Below are 18,125 nucleotides of genomic sequence, written 5' to 3' on the forward strand. Positions count from 1 at the left end.
CCCTAGGGAACGCGTGGGTAAAAAAGTGCGGCAAACTCTAACAACGACAGGGATTTTGGGCAAGGAGCCAATATGTTAAATTGGCAGCTTTTCCGAGCAAGAGCCTAGACGTTCGCGGCCATCAGACCGACGAAACGCCGTCATGTTCCGCAACCCGCCCCGGATCCGTCCGGCGCACTCACCTGGAGATACCCCCATGGCGCTCGAGCGCAGCGACGTGGAAAAGATCGCTCACCTGGCCCGTCTGGGCCTCAACGACGACGATCTGCCACGTACTACCGAAGCACTGAACAGCATTCTCGGGCTGGTCGACCAGATGCAAGCGGTCGACACCACCGGCATCGAACCCCTTGCTCACCCGCTGGAAGCGTCCCAGCGCCTGCGCGACGACGTCGTGGCCGAGAGCAATCATCGCGACGAATACCAGGCCATCGCCCCTGCGGTCGAGCAAGGCCTGTATCTGGTTCCGAAAGTCATCGAGTAAAGGGAAAGCGCCTGCATGCATCAATTGACCCTGGCCGAGATCGCCCGCGGACTCGCCGACAAGAAATTCTCCTCCGAAGAGCTGACCCGCGTCCTGCTGGCGCGTATCGCCGAACTGGACCCGAAGCTCAACAGCTTCATCACCCGCACCGAAGACCTGGCCATTACCCAGGCCCAGGCCGCCGACGCCCGTCGCGCCGCCGGTGAGACCGGCGCTCTGCTGGGCGCCCCGCTGGCGCACAAGGACCTGTTCTGCACCCAGGGCATCCGCACCAGTTGCGGCTCGCGCATGCTCGACAACTTCAAGGCGCCCTACGACGCCACCGTGGTCGCAAAGCTGGCCGCTGCCGGCACCGTGACCCTGGGCAAGACCAACATGGACGAGTTCGCCATGGGCTCGGGCAACGAGTCGAGCTTCTACGGCGCCGTGAACAACCCGTGGAATCTTGAACACGTACCGGGCGGTTCGTCCGGCGGTTCGGCCGCCGCCGTGGCCGCGCGCCTGCTGCCGGCCACCACCGGTACCGACACCGGCGGTTCTATCCGACAGCCGGCAGCGCTGACCAACCTGACCGGCCTGAAACCGACCTACGGTCGTGTGTCGCGCTGGGGCATGATCGCCTACGCCTCCAGCCTCGATCAGGCTGGGCCTCTGGCGCGCACCGCCGAAGACTGCGCCCTGCTGCTGCAAGGCATGGCCGGTTTCGACCCGCTGGACTCCACCAGCATCGATGAGCCGGTGCCGGATTACTCGGCCACTCTGAACAACTCGCTGCAAGGCCTGCGCATCGGCCTGCCGAAGGAATACTTTGGCGCAGGCCTGGACCCGCGCATCGCGCAACTGGTGCAGGACAGCGTCAAGGCGCTGGAAAAACTCGGCGCCGTGGTCAAAGAGATCACCCTGCCGAACCTGCAACACGGCATCCCGGCCTACTACGTTATCGCCCCGGCCGAGGCTTCCTCGAACCTGTCGCGTTTCGACGGCGTGCGCTTCGGCCACCGCTGCGACCAGCCCAAGGACCTCACCGACCTGTACAAGCGTTCGCGTGGCGAAGGCTTCGGTGCCGAAGTGCAGCGCCGGATCATGGTCGGCGCCTATGCGCTGTCGGCTGGCTACTACGACGCCTATTACCTCAAGGCGCAGAAAATCCGTCGCCTGATCAAGAACGACTTCGTCAATGCCTTCGCCGAGGTTGACGTGATCCTGGGCCCGACCACGCCGAACCCGGCCTGGAAGATCGGCGCCAAGAGCAGCGACCCGGTCGCCGCCTACCTCGAAGACGTCTACACCATCGCCGCCAACCTCGCAGGCTTGCCGGGCCTGTCGATGCCGGCCGGCTTTGTCGACGGTCTGCCGGTGGGTGTGCAGTTGCTCGCCCCCTACTTCCAGGAAGGTCGCCTGTTGAACGTTGCGCATCAGTACCAGCAGGTCACTGACTGGCACACCCGTGCCCCTGAAGGCTTCTGAGGAGAATATAAATGCAATGGGAAGTCGTCATCGGGCTGGAAATCCATACCCAGCTTTTGACCCAATCGAAGATTTTCTCCGCCAGCGCCACCACGTTCGGCTCCGAACCCAACACCCAGGCCAGCCTGGTCGACCTCGGCATGCCCGGCGTGCTGCCAGTACTCAATAAAGAAGCCGTGCGCATGGCGGTCAAGTTCGGTCTGGCGGTCGACGCCGAGATCGGCCAGCACAACGTGTTTGCGCGCAAGAACTACTTCTACCCCGACCTGCCCAAGGGCTACCAGATCAGCCAGATGGAGCTGCCGATCGTCGGCAAGGGCCACCTGGACATCACCCTGGAAGACGGCACCGTCAAGCGCATCGGCATTACCCGCGCGCACCTTGAAGAAGACGCCGGCAAAAGCCTGCACGAAGACTTCCAGGGCATGACCGGCATCGACCTGAACCGCGCCGGCACGCCGCTGCTGGAAATCGTCTCGGAGCCGGACATGCGCAGCGCCAAAGAGGCGGTGGCCTACGTCAAGGCGATCCACGCGATGGTTCGCTACCTGGGCATCTGCGACGGCAACATGGCCGAAGGTTCGCTGCGCTGCGACTGCAACGTGTCGATCCGGCCCAAGGGCCAGGTCGAATTCGGCACCCGCTGCGAGATCAAGAACGTCAACTCGTTCCGTTTCATCGAGAAGGCGATCAACAGCGAGATCCAGCGCCAGATCGACCTGATCGAAGACGGCGGCAAGGTCATCCAGCAAACCCGCCTGTACGATCCGAACACCAACGAAACCCGCGCCATGCGCAGCAAAGAGGAAGCCAACGACTACCGTTACTTCCCCGACCCGGACCTGTTGCCGGTGATCATCGAGGACTCGTTCCTCGAGCAGACCCGCGCCACCCTGCCGGAATTGCCGCCGCAAAAGCGCGAGCGTTTCCAGAGCCAGTTCGGCCTGTCGGCCTATGACGCCAGCGTGCTGTCGTCCAGCCGCGAGCAGGCCGACTACTTTGAACAGGTGGTCACGATTGGCGGCGACGCCAAGCTGGCGGCCAACTGGGTGATGGTCGAGCTGGGCAGCCTGCTCAACAAGCAGGGCCTGGAAATCGAACAGTCGCCGGTCAGCGCCGAGCAACTGGGCGGCATGCTCAAGCGCATCCAGGACAACACCATTTCCGGCAAGATCGCCAAGATGGTCTTCGAGGCCATGGCCAACGGTGAAGGCAGCGCCGATGAAGTGATCGACAAGCGTGGCCTCAAGCAAGTCACCGACAGCGGCGCGATTGAAACCATGCTCGACGAAATGCTCGCGGCCAACGCGGCGCAGGTCGAACAATACCGCGCCGCCGACGAAGCCAAGCGCGGCAAGATGTTCGGCTTCTTTGTCGGTCAGGCGATGAAAGTCTCCAAAGGCAAGGCCAACCCGCAGCAAGTCAACGAACTGCTCAAGGCCAAGCTCGAAGGCTGATACATGTTTCCCATGACCGGCCGCCCGGCCGGTCATGGGGGATCGCCTTCGCGCAGGTTCACAGGATATGTTCCATGCACCGACTGCTCACTGCCTGCACTCTGCTTTCTTTGCTGGCCGGTTGCTCCAGCCACTCGGTTGACCCGCATGGCTATGACGACACCGGTACAGCGTCCTGGTACGGCGCGCGTCATCATGGCAAGCGCACTGCCAGCGGCGAGTCGTTCAACCAGAACGCACTCACCGCCGCCCACCGCGAACTGCCGTTCGGCAGCCGCGTCAAAGTCACTAACATGGCCAATAAACGCAGCGTGGTCGTACGCATCAACGATCGCGGCCCGAATACCCGCGGGCGCCTGATCGATGTGTCGAAACAGGCCGCCGAACAACTGGGCATGCTGCGCAGCGGCACCGCCAAAGTACGTGTCCAGGGACTGGACTGAGGGCCACCGACATTTTCCAGATTTCGAGCCTGCCATCTCCCGCCCTGCTGCAACTGGCCGGCGGCCTGCTGCTGTTGCTGATCGGCGCCGGGCTGTCGGTGCGCGCCGCCGTGCACCTGGCGGCGTGGCTCAAGGTTCGCCCGCTGATCATTGGCCTGACCCTGATAGCCCTGGGCAATAGCGCACCGCAATTGTCGGTCGGCGTGCAGGCTGCGTTGTCGGCCAATGCGGACATCGCGGTGGGCAGCGTGGTCGGCAGCCATATTTTCAATGTGCTGGTCACGCTCGGCCTGTGTGCATTGATCATACCGCTGCGTGTGCCGCTGCAAGTGGTGCGCATCGATATTCCACTGATGATCGGTGCCTGCGCCTTGCTGATGGCCGTGGCCTGGGATCAACACATCAGCCTGATCGACGGCGTTCTGCTGCTGGCGGGCCTGGCCTTGTGTCTGCTGATCATCATGCGCCAGGCCAGCCATGACGCCCGCCATGGTCATGGCCATGGACACAAGCCGGCCAACGACAGCCCGCCGCGCATCCTGCTCGCCCTGCTGAGCCTGGCCGGCGGCCTGTTACTGTTGATCGGCGGCGGGCACCTGCTGGTCGATGCCACGGTGGTGCTGGCCATTCACCTGGGATTGTCGGAACGGATCATGGGCCTGACCCTGATGGCCGTCGCCACCTCGATGCCGGCGCTGATCACTTCGCTGGTTGCCGCCCTGCGCGGCGAACGCGACATGGCCGTGGGCAATGTGATCGGCAGCAGCCTGTTCAACCTGCTCGGCGTGCTGGGGCTGACCGCATTGATTGCGCCCACACCGCTGTCGGTGTCGCCCAACTCACTGGACTATGACCTGCCGATCATGCTCGGCGTCGCGGTCCTGAGCCTGCCGCTGTTCTACTCGGGCTACCGCATCACCCGCCTGGAAGGCCTGTTATTGCTGGCGCTGTATGCCGCCTACGGCCTGGACATCATCGGCTTCAGCACCGGCATGCTGCTGGCCGAACGCCTGGAAAGCTGGATACTGCACGCTGTCTTGCCGCTGCTGACGGCCCTGGTGATCCTGGGCATGATCCGCACCTGGCGACGTCATCATCGTTGACCCTTTCGAGACCCCGAGGAAATGCCCATGAGCGATCAGAAGACCCAAGCCGGAGAAACCATTCGCCGCCAGGTGATGGGCGATGCCTATGTCGACCGCGCACGCGCCAACGCCAGTGAGTTCAGCCTGCCATTGCAGGACTTCATCAACGAACAGGCCTGGGGCAGCGTCTGGGGTCGCGAAGGCCTGGACCTGAAAACCCGCAGCCTGATCACCCTCTCTACTCTTACCGCACTCAAATGCTCGCAAGAACTCAAGGGCCACGTGCGCGGCGCGCTGAACAACGGCTGCACCCCGGAAGAAATCCGCGAAACCTTCCTGCACTGCGCGGTCTACGCCGGCATGCCGGCCGCCATCGACGCCTTTCGCGCGGCCCAGGAAGTCATCGACGACTTGTAGGAGCGCGCTCTGCCCGCGACCGAGTGCGGAGCGCTCGCAAAATCTGCGAAACGCTGAAAATTTACGACTGCTAACGCAGCCGGTCGCGGTGGTCCGGCATTCCGGCAGAGCGCGCTCCTAAATCCAGCCGCCCCATTGCAGCAGGAAGATGCCGATGTTGGTGGTGATCGCGGCGGCCAGGGTGGTGAGCACGATGATCGCCGCCGCCAGCTCGTAGTTGCCGTTGGCGCTGCGCGCCATGATGTAGCTGGACGCGGCCGTCGGGCTGGCGAAGTACAGGAACAGGATGCCCAGTTCCGGGCCGCGAAAGCCGCAGGCCCAGGCGGCGGTGGTGCAGATCAGCGGCAGCCAGACCATTTTCATCAGGCTGGCGCCGACCGCCATCTTGCCGCTCTGGCGCAACGAGGTCAGCGACAGCGTGCCGCCGATACAGATCAACGCCAGGGGCAAGGTCATCTGTGCCAGGTAATTGGCCGAGGTCTCGAACCAGGTCGGCATGCGCACGCCGTAATAGGCGAATGGCGAGGCGACGATCACGCTGATGATCAGCGGGTTGGAGAACACGCTCTTGATCACGCTCCACGGGTCGGATTTGATCACCGGGCTGTACACCGCCAGGATCATGGTCGACAGCGCGTTGTAGTAGAGGATGACCATCGCCGCGAGAATCGCGCCGACCGAGATGCCGTGGCTGCCGTACATGCTGGCCGCCAGCGCCAGACCGACCACGCCGTTATTGCCACGAAACGCGCCTTGCACATAGACGCCGCGGTCTGCGTGCGGAATGCGCCAGATCGCCCAGCCCCAGAGCAGAGCGAAGCTGAGCAAGGTGGCAACGGTGAAGAAGATCAGCAGGTCCGCTTGCAGGGCGGTTTTCAGGTCGGCATGCACGATGCCCATGAATAACAGGGCCGGCATGGTGACGTTGAACACCAGCGACGAGGCGGTGACGATGAAGCCGTCATTGATCGCCCCGATGCGCTTGAGAAACACGCCCATGAACAACATCGCAAAGACCGGCGCGGTGACATTGAGTGTTTCCAGAAAGATAGCCAGCATGCCCTGCGATCCCTGTCCCGTCGTTAGGTGGCTAATGATAAGCCAGATACGACGTCATATGTAGGACCGGCTTCAGCCGGGAAGCAGACACCGCCATTCGCGGTTAAAACCGCTCCTACGAGACAACCTCCATCTCCACAACCTCCGGCCGTTTCAATACCGCATACAACACACCGGTCACCAGGCTGCCGGCAACAATGGCCAGCAGATACAGCAACGCATGGTTGATGGCGTTAGGAATCAGCATCACGAACAGCCCGCCATGCGGCGCCATCAGCTTGCAGCCGAAATACATCGACAGCGCACCGGTCAGCGCGCCGCCGGCAATGCTGGCCGGGATCACGCGCAGCGGGTCCTTGGCGGCAAACGGAATCGCCCCTTCGGAAATGAAGCACAGCCCCAGCACAAACGAGGCCTTGCCCGCCTCACGCTCGCTTTGCGCAAACTTGTGCCGCGCCAACAGGCTGGCGATGCCCATGCCGATCGGCGGCACCATGCCGGCCGCCATCGCCGCGGCCATCGGCGCATAGCTTTGCGAGGCCAGGAGACCCACCGAGAAAGCGTAGGACGCCTTGTTGATCGGCCCACCGAGGTCGACGCACATCATCGCGCCCAGCACCAGGCCCAGCAGAATCGCGTTGGCGGTGCCCATGCTGGCAAGGAAATCGGTCAATGCGGTCAGCATGCTGGCCACCGGGCGACCGACCACATAGATCATCATCAGGCCGGTGAACAGACTGGCCAGCAGCGGAATGATCAGGATCGGCTTGAGCGCCTCAAGGCTTGAGGGCAGGCGCGCATAACGGCTGATCAGTTTGGCGCTGTAGCCGGCCAGGAAGCCGGCGACGATGCCACCGATAAAACCGGCGCCCAGGGTGCCGGCCAGCAAGCCGCCAATCATCCCCGGTGCCAGGCCCGGACGGTCAGCGATGGACCAGGCGATGTAACCCGCCAGCATCGGCACCATCAACTTGAACGCCGCCTCGCCGCCGATCTGCATCAGGGCCGCCGCCAGCGTTCCCTCCTGCTTGAAGGCGTCGATGCCGAACACGAACGACAAGGCAATCAGCAGACCGCCCGCCACCACCATCGGCAGCATGAACGACACGCCCGTCAGCAAATGCTTGTAGACGCCCGCGCTCTCCGACTTGGCCGGTGCCTTGGCGGCATTGGCGCTGCTTTCAACCTTGGCTTCGGCCAGCGCCTTGGCCAGCGTGGCGTCCGGTTGTTTGAGAGCGATGCCGGTGCCGCAACGATAAATACGCTTGCCGGCAAAACGCTCGGTAGCCACTTCAATGTCGGTGGCCAGCAGCACCACATCGGCATCGGCGATGGCTTGGGGGCTGAGCGGCGTACGTGCGCCGACCGAACCCTGGGTTTCCACTTGCAGCTCGTGCCCCAGGCGTTTGGCCGACTGTTGCAGCGCCTCGGCGGCCATGAAGGTGTGCGCCACGCCGGTCGGGCACGCGGTGATCGCGACGATGCGCGCAGCGCTTGGTGCCGCCGGCGCAGGTTCGCTTGCGACCGCCTGCCAGGGCTGGGCCTGTTCGTCGGCACGCTTGAGAAAGGCATCGACGTCTTGCAATGCCTGGGCGGGCGAGCCCTGGAACAGGCGCTTGCCGGCAAAACGATTCAAGTCCAGCGGACCGCTGAACACTGCCAGGACCAGATCGGCCTGCTCGATGTCCTGAGCGGACAACTGGCGCTCGGGCTTGTGCGGATCGACCACCTCGACACACGTCGCCCAGCCCAGGCGCTGCGCGGCAGCCGCCAGCAAACGGGCACTGAGGACGCTACTGACCTTACCGTTGGGGCAGGCCGTCACTATGGCTAATTTCATTAACGTAGCCTCTCTTATTGTTCGGTCAGGCTGCGCACGGTCACACCGTTTGCGAGCTGTTCAAGGTGGGCGGCATCGGTAATGCCGAAACCGATCTGGGTCACGGCCATGGCCGCGATCGCCGTGGCGGTGCGCAGGGTTTGCTGCGGCGCATGGCCGCTGAGCAGGCCGTGGAGCATGCCGGCCAGCAGCGAGTCGCCGGCGCCTACGGTACTGGCGACCGATACCTTGGGCGGCTGTGCGTGTAACGCGCCATCGGCGCTGAACCAGTTCACGCCGTCGGCGCCCTGGGAAATCACCACATGCTCGATGCCTTGCGCCCGCAGGCGCTGGGCGGCATCGGCCTGTTCGCTGGACGAATTCACCGCCACGCCCAGTGCTTCGGTCAGCTCTTCCGTGTTGGGCTTGACCAGCCACGGGCCGGCCTCAAGCCCGGCCTTCAAAGCCTGGCCGCTGCTGTCCAGCGCCACCTTCAGACCCTTGGCCTTGAGCATCGCCAGCAGGCGCTGCAACCATTGCGGGCTGACGCCGCGCGGCAGGCTGCCGGCCACCACCAGCGCCTCGAAACCTGGAGCGATCTGCTCAAGGCGCTCGAACAGGCGCTGCTGCTCGGCATCGCTGACGTGCAGGCCCGGGCCGTTGACATCGGTGATACGTCCGTCAGCTTCGGCCAGCTTGATATTGCTGCGGGTTTCGCCCGGCACACGGACGAACTCATCGACAAAGCCACGCCGGGCGAACAGCGCATCGAAGGCTTGAGGATTGTCCAGGCCCAGAAAGCCCGCCACGGTCAGTTCATGGCCCAGATCGGCCAGCACCTGGGCGACGTTGAGGCCCTTGCCGGCCGCGTGGGTGAGCATGGCGTCACTGCGATTGACTTCGCCCACCGTCAATTGACCCAACTGCACGGTCAGGTCCAGCGCCGGGTTGAGGGTCAGGGTCAGAATACGAGCCATTACAAAGCCTCCACGAGCGCACGGACTTCGACGGCGCTGCCCACCGTCAGCGCGTCATGCGCCAGTGCCTGAGCGCCACTCAAGCTGAGTTCACGCACGCAGGCCTTGACCTCGGCGATGCTGCGCGGCGACACGCTGAGCTCATCCACGCCCAGCCCGACCAGCACCGGCACCGCCAGCGGATCGGCGGCCAGCTCACCGCACACGCCGACCCATTTGCCGTTGGCATGAGCAGCGCGCACGGTGATGTCGATCAGTTGCAGCACCGCCGGGTGCAGGCCATCGGCCTGGGCCGACAGCGTCGGGTGGCCACGGTCGATGGCCAGGGTGTACTGGGTCAGGTCATTGGTGCCGACGCTGAAGAAGTCCACTTCCTTGGCCAGCACCGGCGCCAGCAAGGCGGCCGACGGCACTTCGATCATGATCCCCAGTTGCAGGTCGCTGACCGGGATTTCGAGGCGCAGGCGCTCGACCATGTCGCGGCCCTGACGCCACTCGTCGACGCTGCCGACCATCGGGAACATGATGCGCAGCGGCCGGTTGTCGGCGGCGCGCAGCAAGGCGCGCAATTGCGCCTCCATGATTTCCGGGCGTTGCAGGGTCAGGCGAATGCCGCGCACACCGAGAAACGGGTTCTCTTCCTTGTCGATGGGCCAGTACGGCAGCGGTTTGTCGCCGCCGACGTCCAGGGTGCGCACCACCAGCGGACGACCGTCGAGATCGTCCAGCACGCGGCGGTATTCGGCTTCCTGGGTCGCTTCGTCCGGGGCCTGGTTGTGGGCCATGAACAGCAATTCGGTGCGCAGCAGGCCAATGCCTTCGGCGCCCTGCTTCACCGCCGCCGGAGTACCGGTGCTGTCGCCGATGTTGGCGCAGATTTCCACCGCATGGCCGTCGCGGGTGACTGCCGGCTCCATGCGCGCGGCATGCGCGGCTTGCAGGCGCAGCTCGCGGGCATCGCGCTCCTCGGCGGCGCGCTGCATGACCGCAGCGTCCGGCGCCACAGTCAGGCGGCCGCGCTGGGCATCGAGCAGCAAGGCGGTGCCCGGCTCGATCAGCAGCACCTGCTCGCCGGCACCGACCAGCGCAGTGATGCCCAAGGCACGGGCGACGATGGCGCTGTGCGCGGTCGCACCGCCGCGCGCGGTCAGAATGCCCGCCACGCGCGCCGGGTCCAGGCGCGCCACATCGGAGGGCCCGACTTCGTCCATGACCAGAATGTAGGGTTGTTCGGGTTCGGCAAGGGCCTGAACGCCGCACAGATGCGCCAGCACCCGCCGCCCGACATCACGCAGGTCGGCGGCACGCTCGGCCAGCAGCGCGTCGTTGAGCGACTCCTGACGGGTCGCAGCCGTCTCGATAACGATGTCCCAGGCAGCGGCGGCGCTCTTGCCCTGGTTCAGGTGCAGGTCGACGTCCTGGGTCAATTCCGGGTCGTCGAGCATTTCCTGGTGGGTGATGAAAATCTCGCCAATGGCTTTGGAGGTGCTGCGCGCGATCAACTGGCCGATTTCTTCACGCACCCGAGCCAGCGCGGCCTGCAAGCGCTCGCGCTCGGCTGCCGGCGATTCGCCCTGCTGTGGATAATCGAACGTCAACGGCACCTGCACATGCGCAGGGCCCATCGCCACGCCTGGAGAAGCCGGCACCGCCGCAATGACCGCGCCGGCCTGCGGTGCCACCACCGCGCGTGGCGCGACCGGTTGCACCGCCGCTGCCGGCGCGTGCGCGGCCACGACCGGCTCGACTTCTTCACCCAGGCCCTGCTCCACCGCTGCCAGCAACGCCGGCAAGGCATCGTCGGCAATGGTCGGCTCGGCAATGAATTCCAGGGTCTGGCCGCGCCGCGCACCCAGGCTCAGCAGCTTGCTCAGGCTCTTGGCCGACACCGCGTTATCGTCACTTTCGACGATGCGCAGCCGGATATCGCCGTCGAAGCTTTTCGCCAGTTGCGCAAGAATCTTCGCCGGCCGCGCATGCAGGCCATGGGCGTTGGCCAGCACGATCTGCGCGCTGGGCCATTCGGCCGGCACTTCGCCGCCCAACGCTTGCAACACGGCGCGGCTGTTGGTGGCCTGACCCAATTCCTGGCCGCGGCCCTCGATCAACAAGGCGCACAGGCGTTCGAGCAGGTTCTGGTGCGCTTCGCCCAGGCTGGCCAGGCAGAACAGCCCGGTCAGTGGCTGACCGAGAAAACGCAGCGGTTTGTCCGGGGTAACGAAGGCAAGACCCGGACGCTTGACCATCTGCTCGCTGTGCAGCCACCACAGGCCATCGCCCAACGGCAGGGCTTCGACCTGTTGCAGCACGGCGGCAAAGCCGTTGTTGACGCAATCGGCCTTGCGCAGCAGACGCGCACCGCGCCACACCAGCTCTTCGAAATCGTCGACCGACAGGCCCAGGCTGATCATTTGTGCATCCAGCGCCAGTTCTTGCGGCGCCCCTTGCAGCAATTTGAGCAGGTCTTGCGGCGTTGTCGCCGCACGCAGCGACGGTCCCAGATCAGCCTCACCCAGTGCGCGGGTCAATAATTGCAGCAGGCGCAGGTGCTCATCGGACTTGGCGGCGATGCCGATCGCCAGGTAGACAATCTGCCCGTCGCCCCAGTCGACGCCTTCGGGGAACTGCATCAGGCGCACCCCGGTGCTGAACACCTGGTCGCGGGTATCGGGGGTGCCATGCGGAATGGCGATGCCCTGGCCAAGGAAGGTCGAGCCTTGCTGCTCGCGGTCCTGCAGGCCCTTGAGGTAACCCGGTGCAACCAGTCCATCGGCGACCAGATGCTCGGCCAGCAGGTGCAGTGCGGCAGATTTATCCACCGCCACCTGGGCCATGGAGATCTGCTCCAGAGTGAGTTCGAGCATGCCTTGACTCCTGTGCAGCGCCGCAGCGCCACCTGATTCTTGTTTTAGGTACACGACAGATTAGAAACAAATACACATTTCGTCTGACCATGTCCTTCACACGATATCAGCAAGATATAAGCTTGCTGAATCGTTTAATCTTGAAATTGTGCGGCACGTTACTTGATTCTGCAAACCCGTAGAAGCCCAGCCGGTCCGATTGACCGTACGTTGATCAAATACTGCGAGTACTGGGCTTAAACCGAAGGTCTGCTGTAAAGATCGCCCCGCATGGGCGAGAATCCCGGCGGCCATGAGGCACCAACAAAAAAGGAAACCTCGGTGAAACTCAGTGATATAGCCCGCCTGGCGGGTGTTTCTGTGACCACTGCCAGCTATGTGATCAATGGTAAGGCCGAACAGCAGCGCATCAGCGCCGCGACCGTCGAACGGGTGCGCGCGGTGGTCGAGCAGCACGATTTTCGGCCTAACCCTCAAGCCGCCGGCTTGCGCAGTCGGCATAGTCGTACCCTGGGCTTTATCCTGCCGGACCTGGAAAACCCCAGTTATGCGCGCATTGCCAAGCTGCTGGAACAGGGCGCCCGAGCACGTGGCTACCAGTTGCTGATTGCCAGCTCCGACGATGACCCGCTCAGCGAGCTGCAATTGCTGCAACTGTTCCGGGCCCGGCGTTGCGATGCGCTGCTGGTCGCCAGTTGCCTGCCGGCCAGCGATGACAGCTATCGGCAGTTGCAGGCCAAAGGGCTGCCGGTCATCGCCATCGACCGGGAAATGGATCGCGAAGTGTTCTGCTCGGTGGTCAGCGACGACCAGCAAGCCAGCCTGCAATTGACCCGCAGCCTGCTGCAAACCCGCCCGCAGCGCATTGCCCTGCTCGGTGCGCGCCCGGAACTGAGCGTCAGCCGCGCACGCGCCGGCGGTTTCCAGCAAGCGCTGCAAGGCTTTGAAGGTGAAGTGATCGTCGAACATGGCCAGGCCTTCAGCCGTGCCTGCGGGCAGCGCCTGATGAGCGAGTTGCAACAGCGCCTCGGCGGCCTGCCCGATGCCCTGATCACCACCTCCTATGTGCTGCTGCAAGGCGTGTTCGATGCGCTACAGCCGCAAGCGGCCCTGCGCCTTGGTACGTTTGGCGACACGCAGTTGCTGGACTTTCTGCCGTTACCGGTCAATGCCATGGCGCAACAGCATCAACTGATCGCCGACACCGCGCTGGAACTGGCGCTGGCCGCCATCGAGAACAGTCAGTACCAGCCCGGCGTACACGCCATCGCGCGGACCTTCAAGCAGCGCATCGGCGAGGTATGACGTGAGGCTGATTGACACCCACACCCATCTGGACTTTGCCGATTTCGACGCCGACCGCGCGCAGGTGCTGGAGCACTGCCTGGCCTTGGGCGTGGAGCGCATGGTGGTGTTGGGCGTCTATCGGCAAAACTGGCAACGACTGTGGCAACTGTGCCTGGACAATACGCCGCTGTACGCAGCCTTCGGCTTGCATCCGGTGTATCTGCAGCAGCATCGACCTGAGCATGTACAGGAGCTGGGCGACTGGCTGAGCCGCCTGAAGGGTCACGGCAAACTGTGCGCGGTGGGCGAGATCGGTCTGGATTACTACGTACCGGAGCTGGATCGCGAACGGCAGCAAACGTTGTTCGAGGCACAACTGGGGCTGGCAGCGGACATCGACCTGCCGGTGCTGTTGCATGTGCGCCGCAGCCATGCCGAGGTGATCGCTACGCTCAAGCGCTACAAGCTCAAGCGCAGCGGTGTCGTGCATGCCTTTGCCGGCAGCGTCGAACAGGCCCGCGAATACATCAGGCTCGGTTACAGGCTGGGCCTGGGCGGTGCGGCGACCTGGCCGCAGGCGCTGCGCATGCACCGGGTGTTGCCGCAATTGCCACTGGACAGCATCGTGCTGGAAACCGACGCGCCGGACATGGCGCCGGCCATGTACCCCAATCAGCGCAATAGCCCGCAGCATTTACCGGACATCTGCACGGCGCTGGCGGGGTTGATGAACATCAGCCCCGAGCGGCTCAGCGATGCCAGCACCGACAATGCCATGCAGGTCTTCGGCTGGTCTTGAGCACCGCCACAGCAAAAAGCCGTCAGAACAACAGGGTCCACAAGGCAAAGCCTGCGTACCAGACGATTGCCGAGCGCACCAGCAGCTCCCAGATCAGGTTGAGGCTGGTCACCGCATCGGCACCCACCACGGGTATGGCTTTTTCACTGGCCACTTCACTGGCGGCGCAGCCCGCACGGGCAATCAATTGCTCGGCACTGATGTTCCAGTTGAGCAAGTCGTGCAGCAGTTCACGGCTGACCGCGGCGAAATTGCCCACCAGCGCAAAGCTGGCGGCCAGCAGCCTGACCGGGATCCAGTCGAAAGCGTGCCGCAACTGGCTGGCGCGTTCGGCGATGGCCGGGGTTGTGCTGTGTTCGGCGGCCAGCGCCAGCAAGCGATACGCCAGCGCCGCCACCGGCCCGAGCAGGAAGTACCAGAAGATCACCGCAAAGAAGCCTTGATAGGCCTGCCACAACAAATGCCCCTGCACGCCGGCCAGCAACTGCTCGCTGTCGTCGGCCTTGACGCCCATGTCGCGCTCGGCCACATGCACCGCCGCTTGCGTGTCACCACGCCGGCAGGCATCGCGAAACGGTCCCAGCGCGGTGATCACATCATTGCGCCCCAGGCTGTAGATCAGCACCAGCAAATGCACTGGCAGCAGCAACCAGCCGTACGCCACGGAGCCGATGATCACCATCGCCAGGTGCAGTGCCAGCACCGGCAGCGCAACCAGGAGCGCCAGGATCAGCCAGGACCGCGATGCGGTGCGCGGCGAAGCCTGCAGCCGGGCCAGTTGTTTCAGCCACGGACCATCACGCTGGACCCGCTGGCGCAAGGCCGAAAACTTCTCGACCGCGATCAATAGCAACAGCACCAGAAAACTCATTGTTCAACTCCCGTTTGCATCCTGCACAGTCAATCGGAAACGCGCCCAGTCAAAGCACGGGCCAGGATCGGTCTTGCGTTGCGGGGCGATGTCGCTGTGCCCGCAGATACGCGCCAGCGTGATCAAAGGCCAGGCCTGGCGCAGCTGGCGGGTCAGCTCGCCCAACGCGGTGTATTGCGCATCGGTAAAGGGCTGATCGTCAGTGCCTTCCAGCTCGATGCCAATGGAAAAATCGTTACACCCTTCGCGGCCTTCGAAACACGAGACGCCGGCGTGCCAGGCACGCTCCAGACAAGAGACGAACTGAGTGACCTCGCCATCACGCTCGATAAGAAAATGCGCCGACACGCGCAAATCGGCGATGCCTTCGAAATAGGGATGGGCGCTGATGTCCAGGCGGTTCTGGAAGAACGCCTGGACCTGACCGGTCTTGAAGCAGGCAGGCGGCAGGCTGATGTTGTGGATGACCAGCAGCGAGATTTCAGCCGCCGGCCGCGCATTGAAATTGGGCGACGGGCAATGCGCTACGCCGGCGCACCAGCCGCTTGCACAGTCCAGCTGCATGGGGACTCCTGGATGGACGTTTGAATGGCCGCCAGTATGCCCGCGCCGTCAGGCAGCGCAACAGCGGCAAAACGCCCTTCATTTGCACTCAAGCGCCTTTGACCCGCCGCAGATTCCCCATCACCGAGGCCAGCGCACGGTCGAACAGCAGCGCGTCGTCGAGCACGCGGATCGAGCCGCGACGAAACTCCACGGCCAGGCCCATGCGGGTTTTTTCCAGCACCTTCATGCCGGTGCGGTTGACGAAGATGTAACGCCCGCCAGGCTCGACAATGGCAGCCAGCTTGCAGCGCAGCTTGTGTTCTTCGTCTTCCTGAATCTCGACCCAGCGCCCGACGCGCAGTTGATCGACCTTTTGCAGGCCGCTGTCGTCTTCGGGCAGAGGCGAAGCCGGCTCGTTGAACAACTGCTCTTCAGGGGCGATCAAGACGATTTCCTCGACCACATCGACCATCATCGGCCGCTCGCCATCCTGCTGGCGCGAGAAATGCTGGAAAGCCTGCACGTGCAGCACCTCCAGCTGGCTGAAGAATTCACTGGTGGCAAAGGGATCGAAGGCGGCACTCGACAGCCCGTCACGCAGCACTTTGAGCAGGCCGGGCACACGCTCCAGCAGTTGCTGGCGGGCCTCGGGCTCTTCGTGCAGTTCGACACTCCAGATCAGGTCGTCGACGGTATCGAGGCCGGTTTGCCATTCTGGCGAGTCGTCACCATGCTTCAGGCAGATCAACAACAGCACCTTGCTCCAGGCCTCTTGCAGCAAACGCACCACCACGTGCGGCAAGGTCTTGCCCACCAGGCGACGGTTCAGTTCCTGCTGCACACGCTGACGGGCAAGCTCTGCGCGCGCGCGGCCCTCTTCGGCATCGCGGGTGCGCTGCTCAAGCAACTCGCTGCGCCGCCGCTCGTCATTGGTGAAGGCCAGAAAGTCCGCCAGCAGTTCGGCAAAGATCGCGGTGTCGTCGACAAAGTCATTCAACAGGCGCTGGACGATCTGTTCGACACGCAGATACAGCGAGTCGCGCTGATAATCGTCACGCCCGCCCCAACCCAGCGCCGCCGTGGCGATTTCGTTGAGCAGACGGCGCGCCGGATGGCTCGCACGACTGAAAAAGCTTTTGTCGATGACCGCAACCTTGAGCATCGGGATCTGCAAGCGGCCGATCAGGGCACGCAGCGATGGCGGCAGGTTACGGTCGTCGAGAATGAACTCGAACAGCATGGCCACCAGGTTGATCACATCTTCATCGCCGACCCCGACGATGCGCGACTTGCCGCTTTTGACACTGACCCGGGTCAGCAACTGCTCCAGCTGATGACGCAGGTCGAAATCCTCGACTTCCGCAGATGGCGGCACGTATTGCTGAAGATGCGACAACAGACGCAGCAGATCCTGGCTCGAGATCGGCCGCACCTCGGCGTTGAGCTCATGACGCGGCGCCAGGTTACCGCGCAGGTGCGCAAGCAGTTGCTGCATCGCGGTGAATACTTCCTGCACGCCCTTGTCGAGCTTCTCCGTGGCCTGCGCCAGTGCCGGATCGTCCAGCTGTGGCGCTGCGCGCGGGTGCTGTGGGCGGTCGCTGATGCGGCGGGTCGGCAGGGCTTTCATGTCGGGCAGGATGCCGGTGGCGATCAGCAAGCGATTGGCTTCGGTGTACAACTGGTCGGCATCGGCCAGCACGTATTTCTCGAACAGCTTGAGAATGATCAGCTTGACGCGAATCTCGACCCCCAGGCTGCGCCCGGCCTGCAGGAAAAAATCGCACAGCAGGGTCGGGCCCAGCGGGTTGCTCTGGTCATTCAGGGTCTGCGGCACCAGCTCGTTGAGGCGCAGGGTCAGTTGCCCCAGGGCCAGCCCGTCACGGCTCATGACTTTGGCGACCATGGCTTCGACCGCCACGGTTTTTTCCAGATCGTCGTTGTGCACCAGCTCAAGCTTGTCGAACGACACCGGTCCAGGCAGCACCGGCTCATCGACGCGGTACTGGCCGAGCAGCAAAAAGGCATCGTAAAACTTGTCGATAAATGCCCGCTCGATGCTTTTGCGCTTCAGACGCAAGTCGCGCATGGCTTCGAAAAAAGTGTTCTGTTCGCTGTTGTTGCGCGCCCGGTCGGCCATTTCGAAAAGGGTATCGTCGGCATTGTCGAACAATACCTGCAAGGCATCCTTGAGCTGCTGGGCCGCCTTGTCGCGTACCTGCAGCAACACCACCGACAAGCGAGCCAAGGGCGTCTGCGTCCCCTGTAAAGGGACGGCCCGATTCAATGGCACAACCTTATCGTCGTTCTGCATCACACCTCCTGACAGGAAAACAGCCTTTACCCCGTCACAGGTGCGGCACAACCCCTCACCTGTGAAGCGACCGCCTTGCCGATGAGCGTCAACCATATGACGTCAATTACAAGTCGCATTATCTTGCAAAACCCGTTTGCAATTCCAGTAGGTGTCCTTGCCTGTGTGCATAGACCACAAGATTGTTGATCTGTCGCAAATAGCGATTTGAAACCGACAAACTGTCATCGGCAAAAATG

General features: G+C 63.5%; 15 protein-coding genes. 8 read left to right on the forward strand and 7 right to left on the reverse strand.

Going from position 1 to position 18,125, the window contains the following annotated elements:
* Positions 1-196: 196 nt before the first annotated feature.
* The 6 genes from gatC (at position 197) to ACYAS9_RS01730 (ending at position 5,353) form a co-directional block, all read left to right on the forward strand.
* Positions 197-484 carry an Asp-tRNA(Asn)/Glu-tRNA(Gln) amidotransferase subunit GatC gene (gatC, locus tag ACYAS9_RS01705; protein ID WP_459749721.1) on the forward strand — a complete coding sequence of 96 codons (288 nt, stop codon included), beginning with the start codon at positions 197-199 and terminating at the stop codon, positions 482-484.
* Between the two features lie 15 nt (positions 485-499).
* On the forward strand, positions 500-1,951 hold the full coding sequence (gatA, locus tag ACYAS9_RS01710; protein WP_463566590.1) for an Asp-tRNA(Asn)/Glu-tRNA(Gln) amidotransferase subunit GatA: 1,452 nt from the start codon (positions 500-502) through the stop codon (positions 1,949-1,951).
* Between the two features lie 11 nt (positions 1,952-1,962).
* Positions 1,963-3,408 (forward strand): Asp-tRNA(Asn)/Glu-tRNA(Gln) amidotransferase subunit GatB, encoded by a 1,446-nt coding sequence (gene gatB, locus ACYAS9_RS01715; RefSeq protein ID WP_463566591.1) that lies wholly within the window; start codon positions 1,963-1,965, stop codon positions 3,406-3,408.
* A 74-nt stretch (positions 3,409-3,482) separates the two neighbouring features.
* Complete coding sequence (locus tag ACYAS9_RS01720) at positions 3,483-3,851, forward strand: septal ring lytic transglycosylase RlpA family protein (RefSeq protein ID WP_463566592.1); 369 nt, start codon at positions 3,483-3,485, stop codon at positions 3,849-3,851.
* A gap of 53 nt (positions 3,852-3,904) precedes the next feature.
* Entirely contained in the window at positions 3,905-4,954 is a 1,050-nt protein-coding gene (locus ACYAS9_RS01725) for a calcium/sodium antiporter (protein ID WP_463566832.1), read from the forward strand.
* A gap of 27 nt (positions 4,955-4,981) precedes the next feature.
* Positions 4,982-5,353, forward strand: a complete 372-nt coding sequence (locus ACYAS9_RS01730; protein WP_463566593.1) for a carboxymuconolactone decarboxylase family protein — start codon at positions 4,982-4,984, stop codon at positions 5,351-5,353.
* A gap of 117 nt (positions 5,354-5,470) precedes the next feature.
* On the opposite strand, the gene ACYAS9_RS01735 is transcribed toward ACYAS9_RS01730, so the two are convergent.
* The 4 genes from ACYAS9_RS01735 to ptsP all read right to left on the reverse strand — a co-directional run bounded on the left by ACYAS9_RS01735 (position 5,471) and on the right by ptsP (position 12,072).
* Entirely contained in the window at positions 5,471-6,412 is a 942-nt protein-coding gene (locus tag ACYAS9_RS01735) for an AEC family transporter (RefSeq protein ID WP_459749726.1), read from the reverse strand.
* 115 nt (positions 6,413-6,527) lie between these two features.
* Positions 6,528-8,252 carry a PTS fructose-like transporter subunit IIB gene (locus ACYAS9_RS01740; protein WP_463566594.1) on the reverse strand — a complete coding sequence of 575 codons (1,725 nt, stop codon included), beginning with the start codon at positions 8,250-8,252 and terminating at the stop codon, positions 6,528-6,530.
* A 14-nt stretch (positions 8,253-8,266) separates the two neighbouring features.
* Positions 8,267-9,208, reverse strand: coding sequence for a 1-phosphofructokinase (gene pfkB, locus ACYAS9_RS01745; RefSeq protein WP_463566595.1), 942 nt, complete (start codon positions 9,206-9,208; stop codon positions 8,267-8,269).
* On the reverse strand, positions 9,208-12,072 hold the full coding sequence (ptsP, locus tag ACYAS9_RS01750) for a phosphoenolpyruvate--protein phosphotransferase (RefSeq protein ID WP_463566596.1): 2,865 nt from the start codon (positions 12,070-12,072) through the stop codon (positions 9,208-9,210). The genes pfkB and ptsP overlap by 1 nt, the downstream gene beginning before the upstream one ends.
* A gap of 321 nt (positions 12,073-12,393) precedes the next feature.
* Between ptsP and cra the strand changes: the two genes are divergently transcribed.
* The gene (gene cra / locus ACYAS9_RS01755) at positions 12,394-13,377 is read left to right on the forward strand and encodes a catabolite repressor/activator (protein WP_463566597.1); all 984 of its coding nucleotides are present in this window, start codon (positions 12,394-12,396) and stop codon (positions 13,375-13,377) included.
* Between the two features lies 1 nt (position 13,378).
* Positions 13,379-14,158, forward strand: coding sequence for a TatD family hydrolase (locus tag ACYAS9_RS01760; RefSeq protein ID WP_463566598.1), 780 nt, complete (start codon positions 13,379-13,381; stop codon positions 14,156-14,158).
* 22 nt (positions 14,159-14,180) lie between these two features.
* On the opposite strand, the gene ampE is transcribed toward ACYAS9_RS01760, so the two are convergent.
* From ampE to ACYAS9_RS01775, 3 genes are all read right to left on the reverse strand, one after another.
* Positions 14,181-15,029, reverse strand: coding sequence for a regulatory signaling modulator protein AmpE (ampE, locus tag ACYAS9_RS01765; protein ID WP_463566599.1), 849 nt, complete (start codon positions 15,027-15,029; stop codon positions 14,181-14,183).
* 3 nt (positions 15,030-15,032) lie between these two features.
* The gene (gene ampD / locus ACYAS9_RS01770) at positions 15,033-15,593 is read right to left on the reverse strand and encodes a 1,6-anhydro-N-acetylmuramyl-L-alanine amidase AmpD (RefSeq protein ID WP_463566600.1); all 561 of its coding nucleotides are present in this window, start codon (positions 15,591-15,593) and stop codon (positions 15,033-15,035) included.
* Positions 15,594-15,681: 88 nt separating this feature from the next.
* Positions 15,682-17,886, reverse strand: coding sequence for a DUF1631 domain-containing protein (locus ACYAS9_RS01775; RefSeq protein WP_463566601.1), 2,205 nt, complete (start codon positions 17,884-17,886; stop codon positions 15,682-15,684).
* Between the last annotated feature and the right edge of the window lie 239 nt (positions 17,887-18,125).

The organism is Pseudomonas sp. HP_08, assembly GCF_055284095.1.

What these genes read in the sequence shown, in the direction of transcription:
- gatC (WP_459749721.1), top strand. Translation starts at nt 197, where the DNA reads ATGGCGCTCGAGCGCAGCGACGTGGAAAAGATCGCTCACCTGGCCCGT.
- gatA (WP_463566590.1), top strand. Translation starts at nt 500, where the DNA reads ATGCATCAATTGACCCTGGCCGAGATCGCCCGCGGACTCGCCGACAAG.
- gatB (WP_463566591.1), top strand. Translation starts at nt 1,963, where the DNA reads ATGCAATGGGAAGTCGTCATCGGGCTGGAAATCCATACCCAGCTTTTG.
- ACYAS9_RS01720 (WP_463566592.1), top strand. Translation starts at nt 3,483, where the DNA reads ATGCACCGACTGCTCACTGCCTGCACTCTGCTTTCTTTGCTGGCCGGT.
- ACYAS9_RS01730 (WP_463566593.1), top strand. Translation starts at nt 4,982, where the DNA reads ATGAGCGATCAGAAGACCCAAGCCGGAGAAACCATTCGCCGCCAGGTG.
- ACYAS9_RS01735 (WP_459749726.1), bottom strand. Translation starts at nt 6,412, where the DNA reads ATGCTGGCTATCTTTCTGGAAACACTCAATGTCACCGCGCCGGTCTTT.
- ACYAS9_RS01740 (WP_463566594.1), bottom strand. Translation starts at nt 8,252, where the DNA reads ATGAAATTAGCCATAGTGACGGCCTGCCCCAACGGTAAGGTCAGTAGC.
- pfkB (WP_463566595.1), bottom strand. Translation starts at nt 9,208, where the DNA reads ATGGCTCGTATTCTGACCCTGACCCTCAACCCGGCGCTGGACCTGACC.
- ptsP (WP_463566596.1), bottom strand. Translation starts at nt 12,072, where the DNA reads ATGCTCGAACTCACTCTGGAGCAGATCTCCATGGCCCAGGTGGCGGTG.
- ampE (WP_463566599.1), bottom strand. Translation starts at nt 15,029, where the DNA reads ATGAGTTTTCTGGTGCTGTTGCTATTGATCGCGGTCGAGAAGTTTTCG.
- ampD (WP_463566600.1), bottom strand. Translation starts at nt 15,593, where the DNA reads ATGCAGCTGGACTGTGCAAGCGGCTGGTGCGCCGGCGTAGCGCATTGC.
- ACYAS9_RS01775 (WP_463566601.1), bottom strand. Translation starts at nt 17,886, where the DNA reads ATGCAGAACGACGATAAGGTTGTGCCATTGAATCGGGCCGTCCCTTTA.